General features: G+C 67.9%; 14 protein-coding genes. 6 read left to right on the top strand and 8 right to left on the bottom strand.

Annotated elements, in window-relative coordinates:
- Window positions 1–3 precede the first annotated feature (3 nt).
- The gene (locus KBY66_RS01545) at window positions 4–207 is read left to right on the top strand and encodes a hypothetical protein (RefSeq protein WP_255087338.1); all 204 of its coding nucleotides are present in this window, start codon (window positions 4–6) and stop codon (window positions 205–207) included.
- Window positions 204–1,283 carry a DUF3326 domain-containing protein gene (locus tag KBY66_RS01540; protein WP_255087418.1) on the top strand — a complete coding sequence of 360 codons (1,080 nt, stop codon included), beginning with the start codon at window positions 204–206 and terminating at the stop codon, window positions 1,281–1,283. Before KBY66_RS01545 ends, KBY66_RS01540 begins: the two co-directional genes overlap by 4 nt.
- Window positions 1,284–1,322: 39 nt before the next feature.
- Here KBY66_RS01540 and ald read toward each other — a convergent pair whose 3' ends face one another.
- From ald to KBY66_RS01515, 5 genes are all read right to left on the bottom strand, one after another.
- Window positions 1,323–2,462: an alanine dehydrogenase gene (ald, locus tag KBY66_RS01535; protein ID WP_255087337.1), complete on the bottom strand. Its 1,140-nt coding sequence runs from the start codon at window positions 2,460–2,462 to the stop codon at window positions 1,323–1,325.
- 81 nt (window positions 2,463–2,543) lie between these two features.
- Window positions 2,544–4,250, bottom strand: a complete 1,707-nt coding sequence (locus tag KBY66_RS01530) for an NAD+ synthase (RefSeq protein WP_255087336.1) — start codon at window positions 4,248–4,250, stop codon at window positions 2,544–2,546.
- Window positions 4,250–4,879 carry a nicotinate-nucleotide adenylyltransferase gene (locus KBY66_RS01525; protein WP_255087335.1) on the bottom strand — a complete coding sequence of 210 codons (630 nt, stop codon included), beginning with the start codon at window positions 4,877–4,879 and terminating at the stop codon, window positions 4,250–4,252. Before KBY66_RS01525 ends, KBY66_RS01530 begins: the two co-directional genes overlap by 1 nt.
- A complete protein-coding gene (locus KBY66_RS01520; protein WP_255087334.1) occupies window positions 4,876–6,162 on the bottom strand; it encodes a DUF697 domain-containing protein in 1,287 nt (428 codons plus the stop codon). Before KBY66_RS01520 ends, KBY66_RS01525 begins: the two co-directional genes overlap by 4 nt.
- Entirely contained in the window at window positions 6,159–7,172 is a 1,014-nt protein-coding gene (locus tag KBY66_RS01515) for a CNNM domain-containing protein (protein ID WP_255087333.1), read from the bottom strand. Before KBY66_RS01515 ends, KBY66_RS01520 begins: the two co-directional genes overlap by 4 nt.
- Window positions 7,173–7,286: 114 nt before the next feature.
- On the opposite strand from KBY66_RS01515, the gene KBY66_RS01510 reads away from it, so the two are divergent.
- Entirely contained in the window at window positions 7,287–8,606 is a 1,320-nt protein-coding gene (locus tag KBY66_RS01510; protein WP_255087332.1) for an aminopeptidase P N-terminal domain-containing protein, read from the top strand.
- A gap of 3 nt (window positions 8,607–8,609) precedes the next feature.
- Here the strand turns inward: KBY66_RS01510 and KBY66_RS01505 are convergent, their stop codons facing one another.
- Window positions 8,610–9,365: a TIGR01548 family HAD-type hydrolase gene (locus tag KBY66_RS01505; RefSeq protein WP_255087331.1), complete on the bottom strand. Its 756-nt coding sequence runs from the start codon at window positions 9,363–9,365 to the stop codon at window positions 8,610–8,612.
- 122 nt (window positions 9,366–9,487) lie between these two features.
- On the opposite strand from KBY66_RS01505, the gene KBY66_RS01500 reads away from it, so the two are divergent.
- The gene (locus tag KBY66_RS01500) at window positions 9,488–10,039 is read left to right on the top strand and encodes a 30S ribosomal protein PSRP-3 (protein WP_255087330.1); all 552 of its coding nucleotides are present in this window, start codon (window positions 9,488–9,490) and stop codon (window positions 10,037–10,039) included.
- 127 nt (window positions 10,040–10,166) lie between these two features.
- Here KBY66_RS01500 and atpC read toward each other — a convergent pair whose 3' ends face one another.
- Together atpC and atpD are read right to left on the bottom strand one after the other, a co-directional pair.
- Window positions 10,167–10,574: an ATP synthase F1 subunit epsilon gene (gene atpC, locus KBY66_RS01495; protein ID WP_255087329.1), complete on the bottom strand. Its 408-nt coding sequence runs from the start codon at window positions 10,572–10,574 to the stop codon at window positions 10,167–10,169.
- 42 nt (window positions 10,575–10,616) lie between these two features.
- Entirely contained in the window at window positions 10,617–12,083 is a 1,467-nt protein-coding gene (gene atpD / locus KBY66_RS01490; RefSeq protein ID WP_255087328.1) for a F0F1 ATP synthase subunit beta, read from the bottom strand.
- Window positions 12,084–12,327: 244 nt separating this feature from the next.
- Between atpD and groES the strand changes: the two genes are divergently transcribed.
- The gene (groES, locus tag KBY66_RS01485; RefSeq protein ID WP_255087417.1) at window positions 12,328–12,639 is read left to right on the top strand and encodes a co-chaperone GroES; all 312 of its coding nucleotides are present in this window, start codon (window positions 12,328–12,330) and stop codon (window positions 12,637–12,639) included.
- 65 nt (window positions 12,640–12,704) lie between these two features.
- Window positions 12,705–14,339 carry a chaperonin GroEL gene (groL, locus tag KBY66_RS01480; protein ID WP_255087327.1) on the top strand — a complete coding sequence of 545 codons (1,635 nt, stop codon included), beginning with the start codon at window positions 12,705–12,707 and terminating at the stop codon, window positions 14,337–14,339.
- Window positions 14,340–14,545 lie beyond the last annotated feature (206 nt).

Below are 14,545 nucleotides of genomic sequence, written 5' to 3'. Positions count from 1 at the left end.
GCCATGAGGCTTGAAGCGTTGGAGTTCTGGCTGGAGGCCGGGCCGGGCCCACTGCTTCCTGAGGTGCTGGCGGCCCTGGCCGCCCATGGAGAACCGCTGCGCTGGGCGATCACCGCCGCAGAGTCGATCGGTGACGGCGCCGCGGAGAGCGGGGGGGGCGCAGGCCGTAGCAGGCTGCGGCTCGAGGCGGTGGTGCTGTGCCCCTGACCCAGGCCTCCCCTCTACCCACCCTGCTGGTGATCCCGACTGGGATCGGCTGCAGCATCGGCGGCTTCGCCGGTGATGGCCTGCCGGTGGCCCGGCTGTTGGCCGCCGCCAGCGGTTGCCTGATCACCCACCCGAACGTGATGAACGGGGCAGCCCTCTATTGGAGCGATCCCCGCCTCCACTACGTGGAGGGCTGGGCCCTCAACCGGTTTGCCAGGGGCGAGCTGGCCCTGGCTCCGGTACGGCGGCAGCGGGTGGGTCTGTTGCTGGATGCGGCGATGGAGCCCGAGCTGCAGCTCCGGCATCTGCAGGTGGCGGATGCCTGCCGGGCCACGCTTGGCCTTTCGATCGGGCCGGTGGTGATCACCGATCAAGCGGTCGAGGTGCGCCTGACCCGGGGGGAGAGCGGCGCGAGCTGGGGACAGCTGGGCCATCCCGATGCGTTGCTGCGGGGCGCCGAGCGGCTCTGCCGGGAGGGGGCAACGGCGATCGCGGTGGTGACCCGCTTCCCCGACGACCATGGAAGCGGGGCGTTGCAGGCCTATCGCCAGGACGGCGGGGTCGATCCCCTGGCCGGGGCGGAGGCGGTGATCAGCCACCTGCTGGGTGGCAGGTTCGGCCTGCCCTGCGCCCATGCCCCGGCCCTGGGGCCGCTGGCGTCGGAACCTGGTCTCGATCCGCGGGCCGCCGCCGAGGAACTGGGCCACACCTTCCTGGCCTGCGTCCTGGTGGGGTTGAGCCGGGCACCTGATCTGATTCCGCTGGGGTCGTTGGCCAAGGCTCCACCCGTCGCGTCCGGGCCTTTGGATCTTCTCCACCCCAGCCGGATCGGGGTCGTGGTGGCTCCGGCGGGGGCCCTCGGCGGGGAGGCCGTGCTCAGTTGCGCCGAGCGCGGCATTCCGCTGATTGCGGTGGAAGGGAACCCCTGCCTGCTGGCGGTCACGGCAGAGGCACTGGGCCTGAAGGCCCTGAAGGTGGGCAGCTATGCCGAAGCGGCCGGTCTGGTGCTGGCCCTCCGGGAGGGCATTGCACCAGAGGCCCTCGGCCGTCCTCTGCCACCGCTGCGGCCCCTGTAGGGCGGCCGCGCCCCCGGTGGGGTGGTGTGCCTCTGGTGCTCAGCGCAGGCAGGCCATCGGATGGCGGGTCGGCACCCCCAGGGCCTTGGCCACGCCCGGGTGGCAGACGGCCCCATCAACCGTGTTGAGCCCGGAGAGCAACTCGGGCCGTTCCGTGACGGCCTCCAGCAGCCCCCGGCCGGCAATCCCCACGATGTAGGGGAGGGTGACGCTCACCAGGGCTTCGGTGGAGGTGAACGGTACGGCACCGGGCATGTTGCCGACGGCGTAGTGCTGCACCCCGTGGATGGTGACGACCGGATCGGTATGGGTGGTTTCACGGCTTGTGGCGATGCAGCCGCCCTGGTCGATCGCCACATCAACGATCACCGAGCCCGGCTTCATCCGTTGTACGAGCCCCTCGTCCACCAGGGTCGGCGCCCGGCCACCAGGGGTGAGCACCGCCCCGATCAGCAGATCGGCTGTGGGCACCAGCCGCTCGATCAGCCCCTGGCTGCTCACCAGGCTGACCAAACGACCACGGCGATCCGATTCGAGGTTCCGCAGCCGCTGGGGTGTGTGATCCAGCAGCAGCACCTCGGCGTCCATGGCGGCCGCCAGCCGCGCCGCGTTCCAGCCCACGGTGCCGGCCCCCAGCACCACCACCCTGGCGGGCCGCACGCCAGTGCAGCCACCGATCAGCACACCCCGACCGCCATGGGGCTTCTCGAGCAGATGGGCTCCCACCTGGGCCGCGAGCCGTCCGGCGATCTCGCTCATCGGGGCGAGCAGGGGAAGTTGGCCGTTGTCGAGTTGAACCGTTTCGTAGGCCACCCCGGTGGTGCCGGCCTCCAGCAGGGCCCGGCCCACCTCCGGATAGGCGGCCAGGTGGAGATAGGTGAACAGGACGAGATCATCGCGGAGGAAGCCGAACTCCTCCTGCTGGGGTTCCTTGACCTTCACCACCAGGTGGGCAGCCCAGGCCTCATCACGGCTCACCAGGCGGGCGCCGGCCTCGGCGTAGCTCGCGTCGGTGATGCCCGCCCCCGCCCCTGCGCCGGCTTGAACCCGGACTTCAAGCCCGTTGGATACCAGCTCCCTGACCCCATCCGGGGTGAGCGCCACCCGCTGTTCATCCCGCTTGATCTCGGTGGGAACGCCGATGCTCGCGATCGGCGCCGCCGGGCCATTGGCTGCCATGCAACTCAGAAGCTGTTCCCAGATTGGCGGGCATCGGGTCCAACTGCAGGGGTTTGATCGGGAAACCCTGCCAGGCCGCCTTCAGGGCGGCCCAGCGGCGATCGGCATGCGCCAGCCCGTGCCGAAGGCGCGGCCGCTCACCTTGAGCAGCGGTGCTGCCTGCCGCCGCTTGAATTCAGCCCGGCGCAACAAGTGGTGCACCCGATGGGCCAGGGTCGCCTCGGTTCCGGCGGCGACCAGCTCCTCCGGAACGCGCAGGTCTTCGATGAAGGCCCTCAGAATCGGATCGAGCTCGTCGTAGTCGGGGAGGGAATCGGAATCCCGCTGATCGGGGCGCAATTCGGCGCTCGGTGGTTTGTCACGGATCGCGCTGCCGATCAGTTCACCCTCGCTCGGCAGGCCGTAGCTCTTGCGGCAGGAAACGGCCGCCTCCGAGTCGAGCCAGGCGCAGAGCCGGAAGACCGTGGTCTTGTAGAGATCACCGATCACGGCCAGGCCGCCGTTCATGTCGCCGTAGAGGGTGCAGTACCCCACCGCCAGCTCCGATTTGTTGCCGGTCGAGAGCAAGAGCTGACCCTGCTGATTCGCCACGGCCATCAGCAGGGTGCCCCGGATGCGGGACTGCAGGTTCTCGGCACTCAGGCCATCCGGCGGGCCTTCGATCGGGCCCAGCAGGGCCTGATCGAAGGCCTCCATCAGGCTGGCGATCGCCACCGTGTGATGTGGGAGGCCCAGGCGGCCGGCCAGGGCGGAGGCATCGCTGCGGGATCCCGCCGAGCTGTAGGGGGAGGGCATCAGCAGGGCGGTGACCTGCTCTCCCCCCAGCGCCGCTGCGGCGATCACCGCCACAAGGGCCGAATCGATCCCACCGCTGAGCCCCAGCAAGGCCCGCTCGAAGCCGCACTTGCGGGCATAGTCGGTCACGCCGAGCACCAGCACGCGGAACAGCTGCTCGAGGGGCGCTGGTTCCGGCGACGGATCAGGCAGGGTAGGAGGCGCCGCGGCCGTGCCGGGCACCGGCCAGATCGCCAGGTCCACTCTGGCGCAGGGGAGCTGCAGCAGGATTCGCCCGGCCGCATCGATCACGAAGCTGGCACCATCAAAAACCAGTTCATCGTTGCCCCCCACCTGGTTGACGTAGACCACCGGGCAGCCCAGCCGCGCCGCCGCCGCCGTGGCCAGGCGTCGCCGCAGCGCAGGCTTGCCCTGCACGAAGGGCGAGGCGGAGAGGTTGAGCAGCAGATCGGGGTGGTGCGGCAGCAGCTCGGCGATCGGATCGGCGCCCGCCAGTCGATGGCCCAGCACCTCTTCTTCCACCCAGAGGTCTTCGCAGATCGTGAGGCCGATCGCCCAGCGACGCCCCTGCCGCTCCAGCTCCAGCAGGCAGGGTTGATCGGCGGGCCGGAAGTAACGCCGCTCGTCGAAGACGTCGTAGCTGGGGAGAAGCCGCTTGCGGGCGACGATGCGCCAGGCCCCCTGCTCGACCAGGGCCACGGCGTTGTGCAGGGCCGGCAGCCGTTCGCCGATCACGGGCTCGGCCACCCCCACCAGCAGCGCCAGGCCCGGGGGGAGGGTGGTGGCCAACTCCGCCAGGACCTGGCCCTGCCCCTGCAGCAGGGCGGGCCGCAGCAGCAGGTCCCGGGGGGGGTAGCCCCAGAGGGAAAGCTCGGGACTCACCACCAGATCAGCGCCGGCGGCCGCCGCTTGCTGGCTGCAGGTGAGCAGCAGGGCCGCATTGCCGCGCAGATCGCCGATCAGCGGATTGGTCTGGGCCAGGGCGATCCGCATCAGCGCAGGGGGCGGCGGTGGGGCGGCGGCTGGACCAGGCTGGACTCGACGGGCTCGAACCCATACAGATGGCGCTCCTGCAGCATGGGCCACAGCTCCACGGGCACCAGCTCGGGATCGGGATGGAGCCGGATCTCGGAACTGGCGGTGGCGGGAATCCGCAAGGGGACCAGGTCCACCTGGGCTCCCCGCTGCCGCAGGGCATCGAGGTCGGTCGATGCGATGGGCCAGCCGAGGCGCGGGACCACCGCCAGCCGGCACAGTCCGAGGATGGTCTCCACGGCGAACCAGCGGTGGATCTGGGGCAGCAGATCGCTCCCCACCACAAACACCAGCGGGGCTTCCGGCCAGTGCGCCCGGGCCCGCTCCAGGGTGTCGAGCGCCCTGGGGCTGCTCAGCTCCTGGGCCAGCCGGAGCCTGGGGTTGGCCAGCCCATCGACGACGGCCTGCAGCAGGGCCGAGCGAACCTCTAGCGGTGCCCCGTGCTGCTTGAAGGGGTTGTCGCTGGCCCAGGTGCGCACCCGGGGGTAATGGGCGGCGAGGCCCGTCAGCAGGGCGCGATGGCCCAGGGTCGGGGGATCGGCGCTGGTGCCGAACAGGGCCAGTTCCGCCCTTGCCGGATCGTTCATGGCCCGTGCAGCAGCCACTGGCGCACCTGGGGATCCTGGGCGGCCAGGCGCCGCAGCATTCCGCCGGGGCCGCCGGGGCCCCGGCGGGCGCCCTGCTGCAGTTCCGCAGCCGCCAACTGGCCGGTGCGGCGTGTGGTGTGGACAGCCAGGGCCGCCTGGGCCAGGGCGACGGGCGCTGCTGGTGCCAGGGAGAGGCCGCCGCTGAGCGGGGCCGCCAGCACGAGCACCTGGCGAAGGCTGCCCAGCAGCAGCTGGATGCCGAGCTGGGCCCCGCCCAGCAGGGCGCCGTGGCCGGAGAGGCGGCCCAGCAACCGGCGGGCCTGGGCCCCGTTGACCGTCAGCCCGTAGAGCCGGCACAACTGCACGATCAAGGCCGTGTCCACGGCCATCGATCCAGCCAGATCCAGCAGCAGCAGGGGGTTGGCAGCCACGCCGGTGGCCTTGAGGGCGGCAAAGCGGCCGATCAGGCTCTGGGCCTCCCTGCGGTGATGGCGCAGCCGCCAGTCCTGCAGCCGCTGGTTGAAGCGATCCCCGGCCCGCAGGCTGTTGAGGGCGAGCAGCAGCGAACCGTGGCCCGCCAGGAGCGCCAGCAGCCGTTCGCGCAGGGGTTCGATCGCCGCTGGCGCCGGTTCGCTGCGGACGCGGCCACCGGCCAGGAGCTTCGCCAGCCGCGGTGCCGCCGAAACCGCCACCAGCTCCAGGTCGCGGCCAAGCTCGGGCAGGCGGCGGCGGATGCTGGCCAGCAGGGAGTCCCGCTCGGCGGCGGGCCAGCAGTCGATCCGGTTCACAACCAGCAGCAGGGGTTTGCCGAGGCGCAGCATCTGCTCCAGCGCGTCGGCCTCCGGCTGGGTGAGGTCGCCATCGAGCACGAACAGCACCAGATCGGCCCCCAGCGCCACCCGGGCCGCCAGGCGTTGGCGGGCTGGTGCGGCCACTTCATCAATGCCCGGGGTGTCGATCAGATCCACCCTGGCCAGCCCATCGATCAATGGATTCCACGGTTCGTGCTGCTGGAGCCGGGTGCAGCCGTGGGCCAGGTCGGTGGCGAAGCGGGGCTGACCCAGCAGGGCGTTGAGCAGGCTGGATTTTCCCACCCCCACCCGGCCGAACACCGCCACGTGCAGATGGCGCCAGGCCAGGCGCTGCAGTTGACGGTCCAGGGCGGCCAGCTCTGGTGCGAGCACGGACTGCTCCCGGGCGGTCATCCCGAGGCGAGCACGCCAGCGATCGAGCAGTTGCTCGCAGCGGGTGATGGTGTCCGGGATGGCGGGGGAGCGGCTCATGGCATCGGGTCCGGGGCCGGCTGGGGCCGACGCCACCAGCCGGCCAGCACAGCCAGCACGGCATCGGCGCCGATCACCCCGACAAAGCCGCCGTGCTCATCGACGACAACGCGTACCGAATGGCTGTTGCGTCGGAAGGCGGTGAGCAGCCGGTCGGCCCGGATCATCTCCGGGACGTAGTCCACCGGAATGGTCAGGCTGAGGGCCGTGGCCTCGCCCCGGCCCTCCACAAGGGCAGCCAGCAGGCTCTCGCGGCTCGCCACCCCCAGCACCTCGTCCACCTCCTCACCGAGCACCACCCACCAGCCGGTGGTGTTGGCCAGCAACTGCTCGCGGACGCTCTCGAGGTGGGCCAGGGCGGAGAGGGTGGGAGCGGAGACCCTCGGCACCATCAGGTCCCGGGCCGTCAGGTCATTGAGCTGGAACACCTTGCCGATCATCGCGGCCTCATCGGCCTCGATCTGGCCGGTGCGGGAGCCGAGCCTGGCCAGCAGGCGAATCTCTTCTTCATCGGTGGTGAGTTCACTCTCGGCGGTGATCGCCGGCATCAGTCGCTCCAGCACCAGCACCAGGGGCAGCATCAGCTTCAGCACGACGCCGACAGTGGCGGCGCTGCCCAAGGCGATCGGCAGGGCCATGCGGCTGCCGATCGCCTTGGGCAGGATTTCGCCCAGCAGGATCACCAACACGGTGAGTCCGACCGAGAACAGGGGCAAGGCGATGCGGTCGATTCCCTGGGAGGCGAACACCCAGCCGGCATAGCTGCCCAGCATCAGGCTGCCGAAGATGTTGAAGCCGTTGTTGAGGATGACCAGCACGGCAAGGGCCCGTCCCATCCGGTTCTTGAGGGACAGCAGGGCCAGGGCACCGCGCACCGGCCTGGGCCGGCTGGCCAGCTCATGGACCCGCAGCGGGTTCACCGTCAGCATGGCGGCCTCGACGCCGGAGCAGACCGCCGAACCCACCAAAATGAAGACGACCAGTGCGGCCAGCCCGACCAGTCCGTTCATGTCCGAAACGTCGCCGCAGCCAGCCCCTGCCCCGACCGTCGTCGTCCCACGCTGATTGCCAATCCCTTCATGCTATCGGTTGTGCCATCTTCGCGCTGTTCCGACCTTCTCTCCATGGGGATCTCCGCCGCCGAGTTCAGCCGACGCCGCACCACCTTTCTGGAGCGGCTCGGCGGCGTGGCGGCGGTGATCCCGGCGGCCCCACTGGTCACCCACCACGCCGATGTGGAGCACCCGTTTCGTCAGCAGAGTGATTTCTGGTATCTCACCGGTTTCGATGAGCCCGGTGCGGTGGCCCTGTTCCTGCCCCACCGGCCCGACAACCCCTTCGTGTTGTTCGTGGAGCCGAAGGACCCCACCGCCGAGGTGTGGAACGGCTTCCGCTGGGGATGCGAGGGGGCCGTGGAGCGCTTTGGCGCCGATCTGGCCCATCCCCGTGCCGAATTGGCAGAGCGCCTCGGCGACTATCTCAAGGGCGCCGAGGGCATCGCCTTTCGGGTGGACCGCCATCCGGCGGTCGAACCGCTGGTGCTGGCGGCCTGGGCAGCCCAGCTGGATCGCGCCCCCCGCAGCGGTCATGCTGCCCTTGGCCTGGTGGCCCCCTGCCCCCTGCTGCATGAGCTGAGGCTGCGTAAATCCGCCGATGAGCTGGAGCGGATGCGCCTGGCCGGCAGGATTTCGGCGGAAGCCCATGAACTGGCCCGCCAGGTGGCGCGTCCAGGCCTGAACGAACGCCAGGTGCAGGCGGCCATTGAGCGGCATTTCATGGAGCAGGGGGCGCGGGGTCCTGCCTATGGCTCGATCGTGGCTGGCGGCGACAACGCCTGCGTGCTGCATTACACCAGCAACAACGCCCTGCTCGAAGCTGGCGACCTGCTGCTCATCGATGCCGGCTGCAGCCTGAGCGACTACTACAACGGCGACATCACCCGCACCTTTCCGATCAACGGTCGCTTCAGCGCTGAGCAGGGGGCCCTCTACGAGCTGGTGCTCGCTGCCCAGGAGGCGGCGATTGCCGAAGTGCGCCCCGGTGCCGATGCCGAGCAGGTCCATGGGGCTGCCCTGGGGGTGCTGGTGGCAGGGCTGGTGGACCTGGGCCTGCTGGCGGGGGAGGTGGACGGGTTGATCGAGCAGGGGGCCTACCGCCACCTCTACATGCACCGCACCGGCCACTGGCTAGGGCTGGATGTGCACGATGTGGGGGCCTACCGCCTTGGCGAGCATCCGGTGCCGCTGGAGGCCGGCATGGTGCTCACGGTGGAGCCGGGCCTCTATGTGAGCGACCGCCTGCCTCCGCCCCAGGGCCAGCCGGCGATCGAGGAGCGCTGGAAGGGCATCGGCATTCGGATCGAAGACGACGTCGCCGTGACCGAGCAGGGCCATGAGGTGCTCACGGCCGCCGCTCTCAAGAGCGTGGCGGCAATGCAGCGCTGAATCTCAGCCGGTGGGGCCGCCCCCCAGCCAGGCGAGCACCAGATCGGGCTGGAGAGCCGCCATGCGGGGGATCAGCCGATCGGCCCCGGCCTCCAGCAAGGCGGCCTCATAGCTGGAGCGTTGCTTGGCCAGGCCAGGGGCGTGGAGATGGGGCGGGGCCACCGCCAGGCTGATCAGGCGCTGGCCGGGCCGTTCGCGGCGGGCATTGCGCACGGTCAGCACATCGGCCACGGTGTCACCCAGATAGGCCACGGGGGGAGCCCCCGGGCCCAGGGCCTGGCCGGCCAGGGTTTCGGCCAGCTGCACCAGGCCGGTGGGGTCGGGTTTGTCGGGGGCCTCCCCCATGGCGAGCAGCGGCGGATCCACCAGAGCGAGCCGCTGGCTCAGGACGTAGCGCGCCGAACTGGGCTCGGCGCCGCTCACGAAGCCCCAGGAGATCCCGGCCTCGCTCAAGCGGGCGAAGAAGTCAGCCTCGACCAGCAGGGGCTCATCCCGGATGAAGCCACGCCAACAGGCCGGATCCCCATACGGATCTCCACCGAAGTAAAAGCGGCTGAACACGCCGACGAGGTCGTCGTACTTCGGCAAGGGGCTCTGGCCCCGTCGCCGCAGCAACTCCTGGGCGGCCTGCCAGTCGTTGTTCCAGTGACCCTCGCTCTTGAGGGCATCGATCAGATCGGGTCGCGGCCGCCAGCCGCTGTAATGGTGAACCGTTTCACGCAGGGCGCGGCGGTAACTGCCGCCCACATCCCGTATCACCCCATCGATGTCGAAGAGCAGAACGGCCTGGATGCTCGGGTCGATGCTCAGGATGGTGCTCAGGGCCTGAAGCGGCGGCTGATAGGTTTGTTGTTTGATTTTATGCCTTGAGCGCCGAACCCATGACGGCCACTGACAGTGCCGCTCCCGACTTCGACTCGGCGGCCACCCCCTCCGCGGAGGTGGCCAGCCCCGATCGCGGTCTGACCCGAAGGATCGTCCCCGTGGAGGCCAGGCATGTCCCCGGTGCCGCGCTCGACCTGGAGGAAGGCATCACCAAGGGGCGCCCGGCCCTGCGGGGGGCCAGCGCCGCCCTGGCCACGGCCACGGTCGATGAAGACGGTGTTCCCTCCGGCCATACCCCCAAAGCCGACGAGGGTCGATTCCTCCTCAAGATTCTCTGGCTTCCCGACAACGTTGCGCTGGCCGTCGATCAGATCGTCGGCGGTGGTCCCAGCCCCCTCACCTCCTACTTCTTCTGGCCCCGCGAAGACGCCTGGGAAACGATGAAGGGCGAACTGGAAGCCAAATCCTGGATCACCGACAACGAGCGCGTCGAGATTCTCAACAAAGCCACCGAGGTGATCAACTACTGGCAGGAGGAAGGCAAGGGCAAGTCGTTGGATGAGGCCAAGCTCAAGTTCCCCGACGTGACCTTCTGCGGTACCGCCTGAGTCTGCGGGACTGCCGGGGATCCGTTGGTTTCCTGAAAACAAACCTCAAGCGAAAAGCGTCCCTCTGGACGCTTTTTTTTGCCACCAGCTGCTCATTCAGCCGAACCCGCCAGTCAGTCAGCTCCGCTCAGCTGGCTTTTGAGGCCTGCAAGCGGGCCCGGGCCCGGGCCAGGGCCTGCTGGGCTTTGAGTTTGCCCGTGCTCGATGGTTGACCCTCGAAGCCGGCCGCCACCAGTTGGGCGGCCTCGACGGCCTGCTCCGCCTGGCTGGGTTCGATGCTGGAGCCCAGCTCGGCGGTGTTCACCAGGACGGTGACCTGATCGGCCTGAATCTCGGCGAATCCCCCCATCAGAGCGATCGAGGCCCAATCCTTGCCCGTGCGGAGGCGCATGACGCCGACGTCAAGGGCGGTGAGAAGGGAAATGTGGCCGGGAAGGATGCCCAGCTGGCCGGTGGTGCTCGGCAGGATCACCTCGTCGGCGCTGCCATCGAAAACGCTCTGAGCGGGAGCCAGAACGCGCAGGTTGAGTGTCATCGGCGTGGATCCTCAGAAAGCAAGACGGAAACGGGAAGGGGATCAGGCTTTGGCTTCGGCGCTGAGTTTTTCGGCTTTCGCCTTGACTTCATCGATCGTGCCGACCAGATAGAAGGCGGCCTCGGGAAGCTCATCGAGCTCACCGGCCAGAATCATGTTGAAGCCCTTGATCGTTTCCTCCAGCTTCACGTACTTGCCGGACATGCCAGTGAAGATCTCAGCGACGAAAAAGGGTTGGGAGAGGAACTTCTCGATCTTGCGGGCCCGATCCACCGTGCGTCGGTCGTCTTCGGACAGTTCATCGAGGCCAAGAATGGCGATGATGTCCTGAAGCTCCTTGTAGCGCTGAAGGGTGGATTGCACTGCCCGGGCTGTGCGGTAGTGGTCGTCGCCGACCACAGCCGGCTGGAGCATCGTGCTCGTGGAATCGAGGGGATCCACAGCAGGGTAGATGCCCTTCGAGGCCAGGCCACGGCTGAGCACCGTGGTGGCGTCGAGGTGGGCGAAGGTGGTCGCCGGGGCGGGATCGGTGAGGTCGTCGGCGGGCACGTAGACCGCCTGAATCGAGGTGATCGAGCCTTCCAGGGTGGAGGTGATCCGCTCCTGCAGTTCACCCACATCGGTGCCGAGGGTGGGTTGGTAGCCCACCGCGGATGGCATGCGGCCGAGCAGGGCGCTCACTTCCGAGCCCGCCTGCACGAAACGGAAGATGTTGTCGATGAACAGCAGGACGTCCTGGTTGTTCACATCGCGGAAGTGCTCCGCCATGGTCAGAGCTGAGAGGCCCACCCGCATGCGGGCACCGGGGGGCTCGTTCATCTGGCCGAAGCAGAGGGCCACCTTCGATTTTGTGAGGTCTTCGGAGTTGATCACCCCGGATTCCTTGAACTCTTCGTAGAGGTCGTTGCCCTCACGGGTGCGTTCTCCGACGCCACCGAACACCGACACACCGCCGTGCTCCTTGGCGATGTTGTTGATCAGCTCCTGGATCAGCACGGTCTTGCCCACACCGGCACCACCGAACAGGCCCACCTTGCCGCCCTGGCGATAGGGGGCGAGCAGATCGATCACCTTGATGCCGGTTTCGAACACCTTGGGCTTGGTTTCCAGCTCGGTGAGCTTCGGGGCCTCCCGGTGGATCGAGGCGGTGAGGTTGGAGGTGACGGGGCCGAGTTCATCGACGGGCTCGCCCAGCACGTTGAAGATGCGGCCGAGGGTGGCTTCTCCCACGGGGACGCAGATCGGGGCACCGGTGTCGAGGGCTTCCATGCCCCGCACAACCCCGTCGGTGGTGCTCATCGCGATCGCCCGCACCCGGTGGTCGCCAAGCAACTGTTGAACCTCGGCGGTCAGGGCGATGTCCTGGCCGGCGGCGTTACGACCCTCAATGCGCAAGGCATTGAAGATCCGGGGCAGTTTGCCGGCCGGAAATTCCACGTCCAGCACGGGACCGATCACCTGGCGCACAACGCCCTTGATGACGGTGTTGACGGGAGCAGCAGCAGCCATAGGAAAGGATGGGATTCGCACAGCGGGCCGCACACCCACCGAAAGCGCGGCCAACTTACCACCGCGCCGGGGAGAGGGGGGAGCGCCATGGCCCCTGGAGGGGCCGTTGTTCGGTCAACCGCCCCCGGTGCCGATTGCCGGGCAACCCTTGGCTGCCATAGGTTGGCACTCGACGGACCCGAGTGCCAACTCGACCGTTCCCATGGCGTCATCGGCGCCATGCCTGTCGTTGTCGCATCGAATCATGGCTGCTGTTTCTCTCACCGTCTCCACGGTCAAACCCCTCGGGGATCGCGTTTTTGTCAAAGTTTCCGACTCCGACGAAAAAACCGCCGGCGGGATCCTGCTTCCCGACACCGCCCAGGAAAAGCCCCAGGTTGGTGAAGTGGTTCAGGTCGGTCCTGGCAAGCGGAACGACGACGGCACCCGCCAATCTCCCGAAGTGAGCGTGGGTGACCAAGTTCTCTACAGCAAGTACGCCGGCACTGACATCAAACTGGGCGGCAACGATTTCGTGCTGCTTTCGGAGAAGGACATTCTGGCGATCGTCAACTGACCATCGATCGGTTTGCTTCGCCTGTCGACGCTTCAGTCCAAACACCCCCCTAGAGATTGATTCCCATGGCCAAACGCATCATCTATAACGAGAACGCCCGTCGGGCCCTCGAAAAAGGCATCGACATCCTGGCCGAAGCCGTTGCTGTCACCCTCGGCCCCAAGGGCCGCAACGTGGTGCTCGAGAAGAAGTTCGGTGCTCCCCAGATCATCAACGACGGTGTCACGATCGCCAAGGAGATCGAGCTCGAGGATCACATCGAGAACACCGGTGTCGCCCTGATCCGTCAGGCCGCCAGCAAAACCAACGATGCCGCCGGTGACGGCACCACCACCGCCACCGTCCTGGCCCACGCCATGGTGAAGGCGGGTCTGCGCAACGTGGCCGCCGGCGCCAACGCCATCACCCTCAAGAAAGGCATCGACAAGGCCTCAGAGTTCCTGGTCGGCAAGATCAAGGAGCACGCCAAGCCGATCTCCGACAGCAACGCCATCGCCCAGGTGGGCACCATCTCCGCCGGCAACGACGAGGAAGTCGGCCGCATGATCGCCGACGCGATGGACAAGGTGGGCAAGGAGGGCGTGATCTCCCTGGAAGAAGGGAAGTCGATGACCACCGAACTGGAGGTCACCGAGGGCATGCGCTTCGACAAGGGCTACATCTCGCCCTACTTCGCCACCGACACCGAGCGGATGGAAGCCATCCTCGAGGAGCCCTACATCCTGCTCACCGACAAGAAGATCGGCCTGGTGCAGGACCTGGTGCCTGTGCTCGAGCAGATCGCCCGCACCGGCAAGCCCCTGCTGATCATCGCCGAGGACATCGAGAAGGAAGCCCTCGCCACCCTGGTGGTGAACCGTCTGCGCGGCGTGCTCAATGTGGCCGCCGTCAAGGCTCCCGGCTTCGGTGATCGCCGCAAGGCCATGCTCGAAGACATCGCCGTTCTCACCAACGGTCAGCTGATCACCGAGGACGCCGGCCTCAAGCTGGAGAACACCAAGCTGGAGATGCTGGGCACCGCCCGTCGCATCACCATCAACAAGGACACAACCACGATCGTGGCCGATGGCAACGAGGTGGCGGTCAAGGCCCGGGTCGAGCAGATCCGCAAGCAGATCGACGAGACCGATTCCACCTACGACAAGGAGAAGCTCCAGGAACGCCTGGCCAAACTGAGCGGCGGTGTGGCCGTGGTCAAGGTGGGCGCCGCCACCGAGACCGAGATGAAGGACAAGAAGCTGCGCCTGGAAGATGCCATCAACGCCACCAAGGCGGCCGTTGAGGAAGGCATCGTCCCTGGTGGCGGCACCACCCTGGCCCACCTGGCTCCGGCTCTGGAGGAGTGGGCAGCCGCCAATCTCTCCGGTGAGGAGCTGATCGGCGCTGGCATTGTCGCCTCCGCCCTGAGTGCTCCCCTGATGCGGATCGCCCAGAACGCCGGGGTCAATGGCGCTGTCGTGGCTGAGCACGTCAAGGGCATGCCCTTCAACGAGGGCTACAACGCCGCCACCGGCGAGTATGTCGACATGCTGGCCGCCGGCATTGTTGACCCCGCCAAGGTGACCCGTTCGGGGCTTCAGAACGCTGCCTCGATCGCCGGCATGGTGCTCACCACCGAGTGCATCGTGGCTGATCTGCCCGAGAAGAAGGAAGCAGCTCCCGCCGGCGGCGGCGGCATGGGCGGCGACTTCGACTACTGAGTACTGCCTCCCCATCAATTGGATGGGGTTCTTCAGGCTCTCCAGTGGCGCCACAGCATGGGGAGAGGGTTTCGGCCTTCTCCCCTTTTTCACCGGTTCCTGTGTGGTTGCCCACGACGGGCAGCTGCCGCTCGGCCACTTCGGCGTTGCCGCGGTTCAGAATGTCGCGGAAGTCACTGCCGAAGCTGCCGACGTGTTGATTCTGA

It is taken from the genome of Synechococcus sp. Tobar12-5m-g, from assembly GCF_024345415.1.
Classification (GTDB): domain Bacteria; phylum Cyanobacteriota; class Cyanobacteriia; order PCC-6307; family Cyanobiaceae; genus Regnicoccus.
The sequence above is the reverse complement of the archived record's forward strand: the minus strand, read 5'-3'. Positions and strand labels throughout refer to the sequence as shown.

Coding starts and splice junctions, on each gene's coding strand:
- groL (WP_255087327.1), top strand. CDS start 12,705: ATGGCCAAACGCATCATCTATAACGAGAACGCCCGTCGGGCCCTCGAA.
- KBY66_RS01515 (WP_255087333.1), bottom strand. CDS start 7,172: ATGAACGGACTGGTCGGGCTGGCCGCACTGGTCGTCTTCATTTTGGTG.
- KBY66_RS01530 (WP_255087336.1), bottom strand. CDS start 4,250: ATGCGGATCGCCCTGGCCCAGACCAATCCGCTGATCGGCGATCTGCGC.
- groES (WP_255087417.1), top strand. CDS start 12,328: ATGGCTGCTGTTTCTCTCACCGTCTCCACGGTCAAACCCCTCGGGGAT.
- KBY66_RS01510 (WP_255087332.1), top strand. CDS start 7,287: ATGGGGATCTCCGCCGCCGAGTTCAGCCGACGCCGCACCACCTTTCTG.
- atpD (WP_255087328.1), bottom strand. CDS start 12,083: ATGGCTGCTGCTGCTCCCGTCAACACCGTCATCAAGGGCGTTGTGCGC.
- KBY66_RS01520 (WP_255087334.1), bottom strand. CDS start 6,162: ATGAGCCGCTCCCCCGCCATCCCGGACACCATCACCCGCTGCGAGCAA.
- KBY66_RS01525 (WP_255087335.1), bottom strand. CDS start 4,879: ATGAACGATCCGGCAAGGGCGGAACTGGCCCTGTTCGGCACCAGCGCC.
- atpC (WP_255087329.1), bottom strand. CDS start 10,574: ATGACACTCAACCTGCGCGTTCTGGCTCCCGCTCAGAGCGTTTTCGAT.
- KBY66_RS01545 (WP_255087338.1), top strand. CDS start 4: ATGAGGCTTGAAGCGTTGGAGTTCTGGCTGGAGGCCGGGCCGGGCCCA.
- ald (WP_255087337.1), bottom strand. CDS start 2,462: ATGGCAGCCAATGGCCCGGCGGCGCCGATCGCGAGCATCGGCGTTCCC.
- KBY66_RS01500 (WP_255087330.1), top strand. CDS start 9,488: ATGACGGCCACTGACAGTGCCGCTCCCGACTTCGACTCGGCGGCCACC.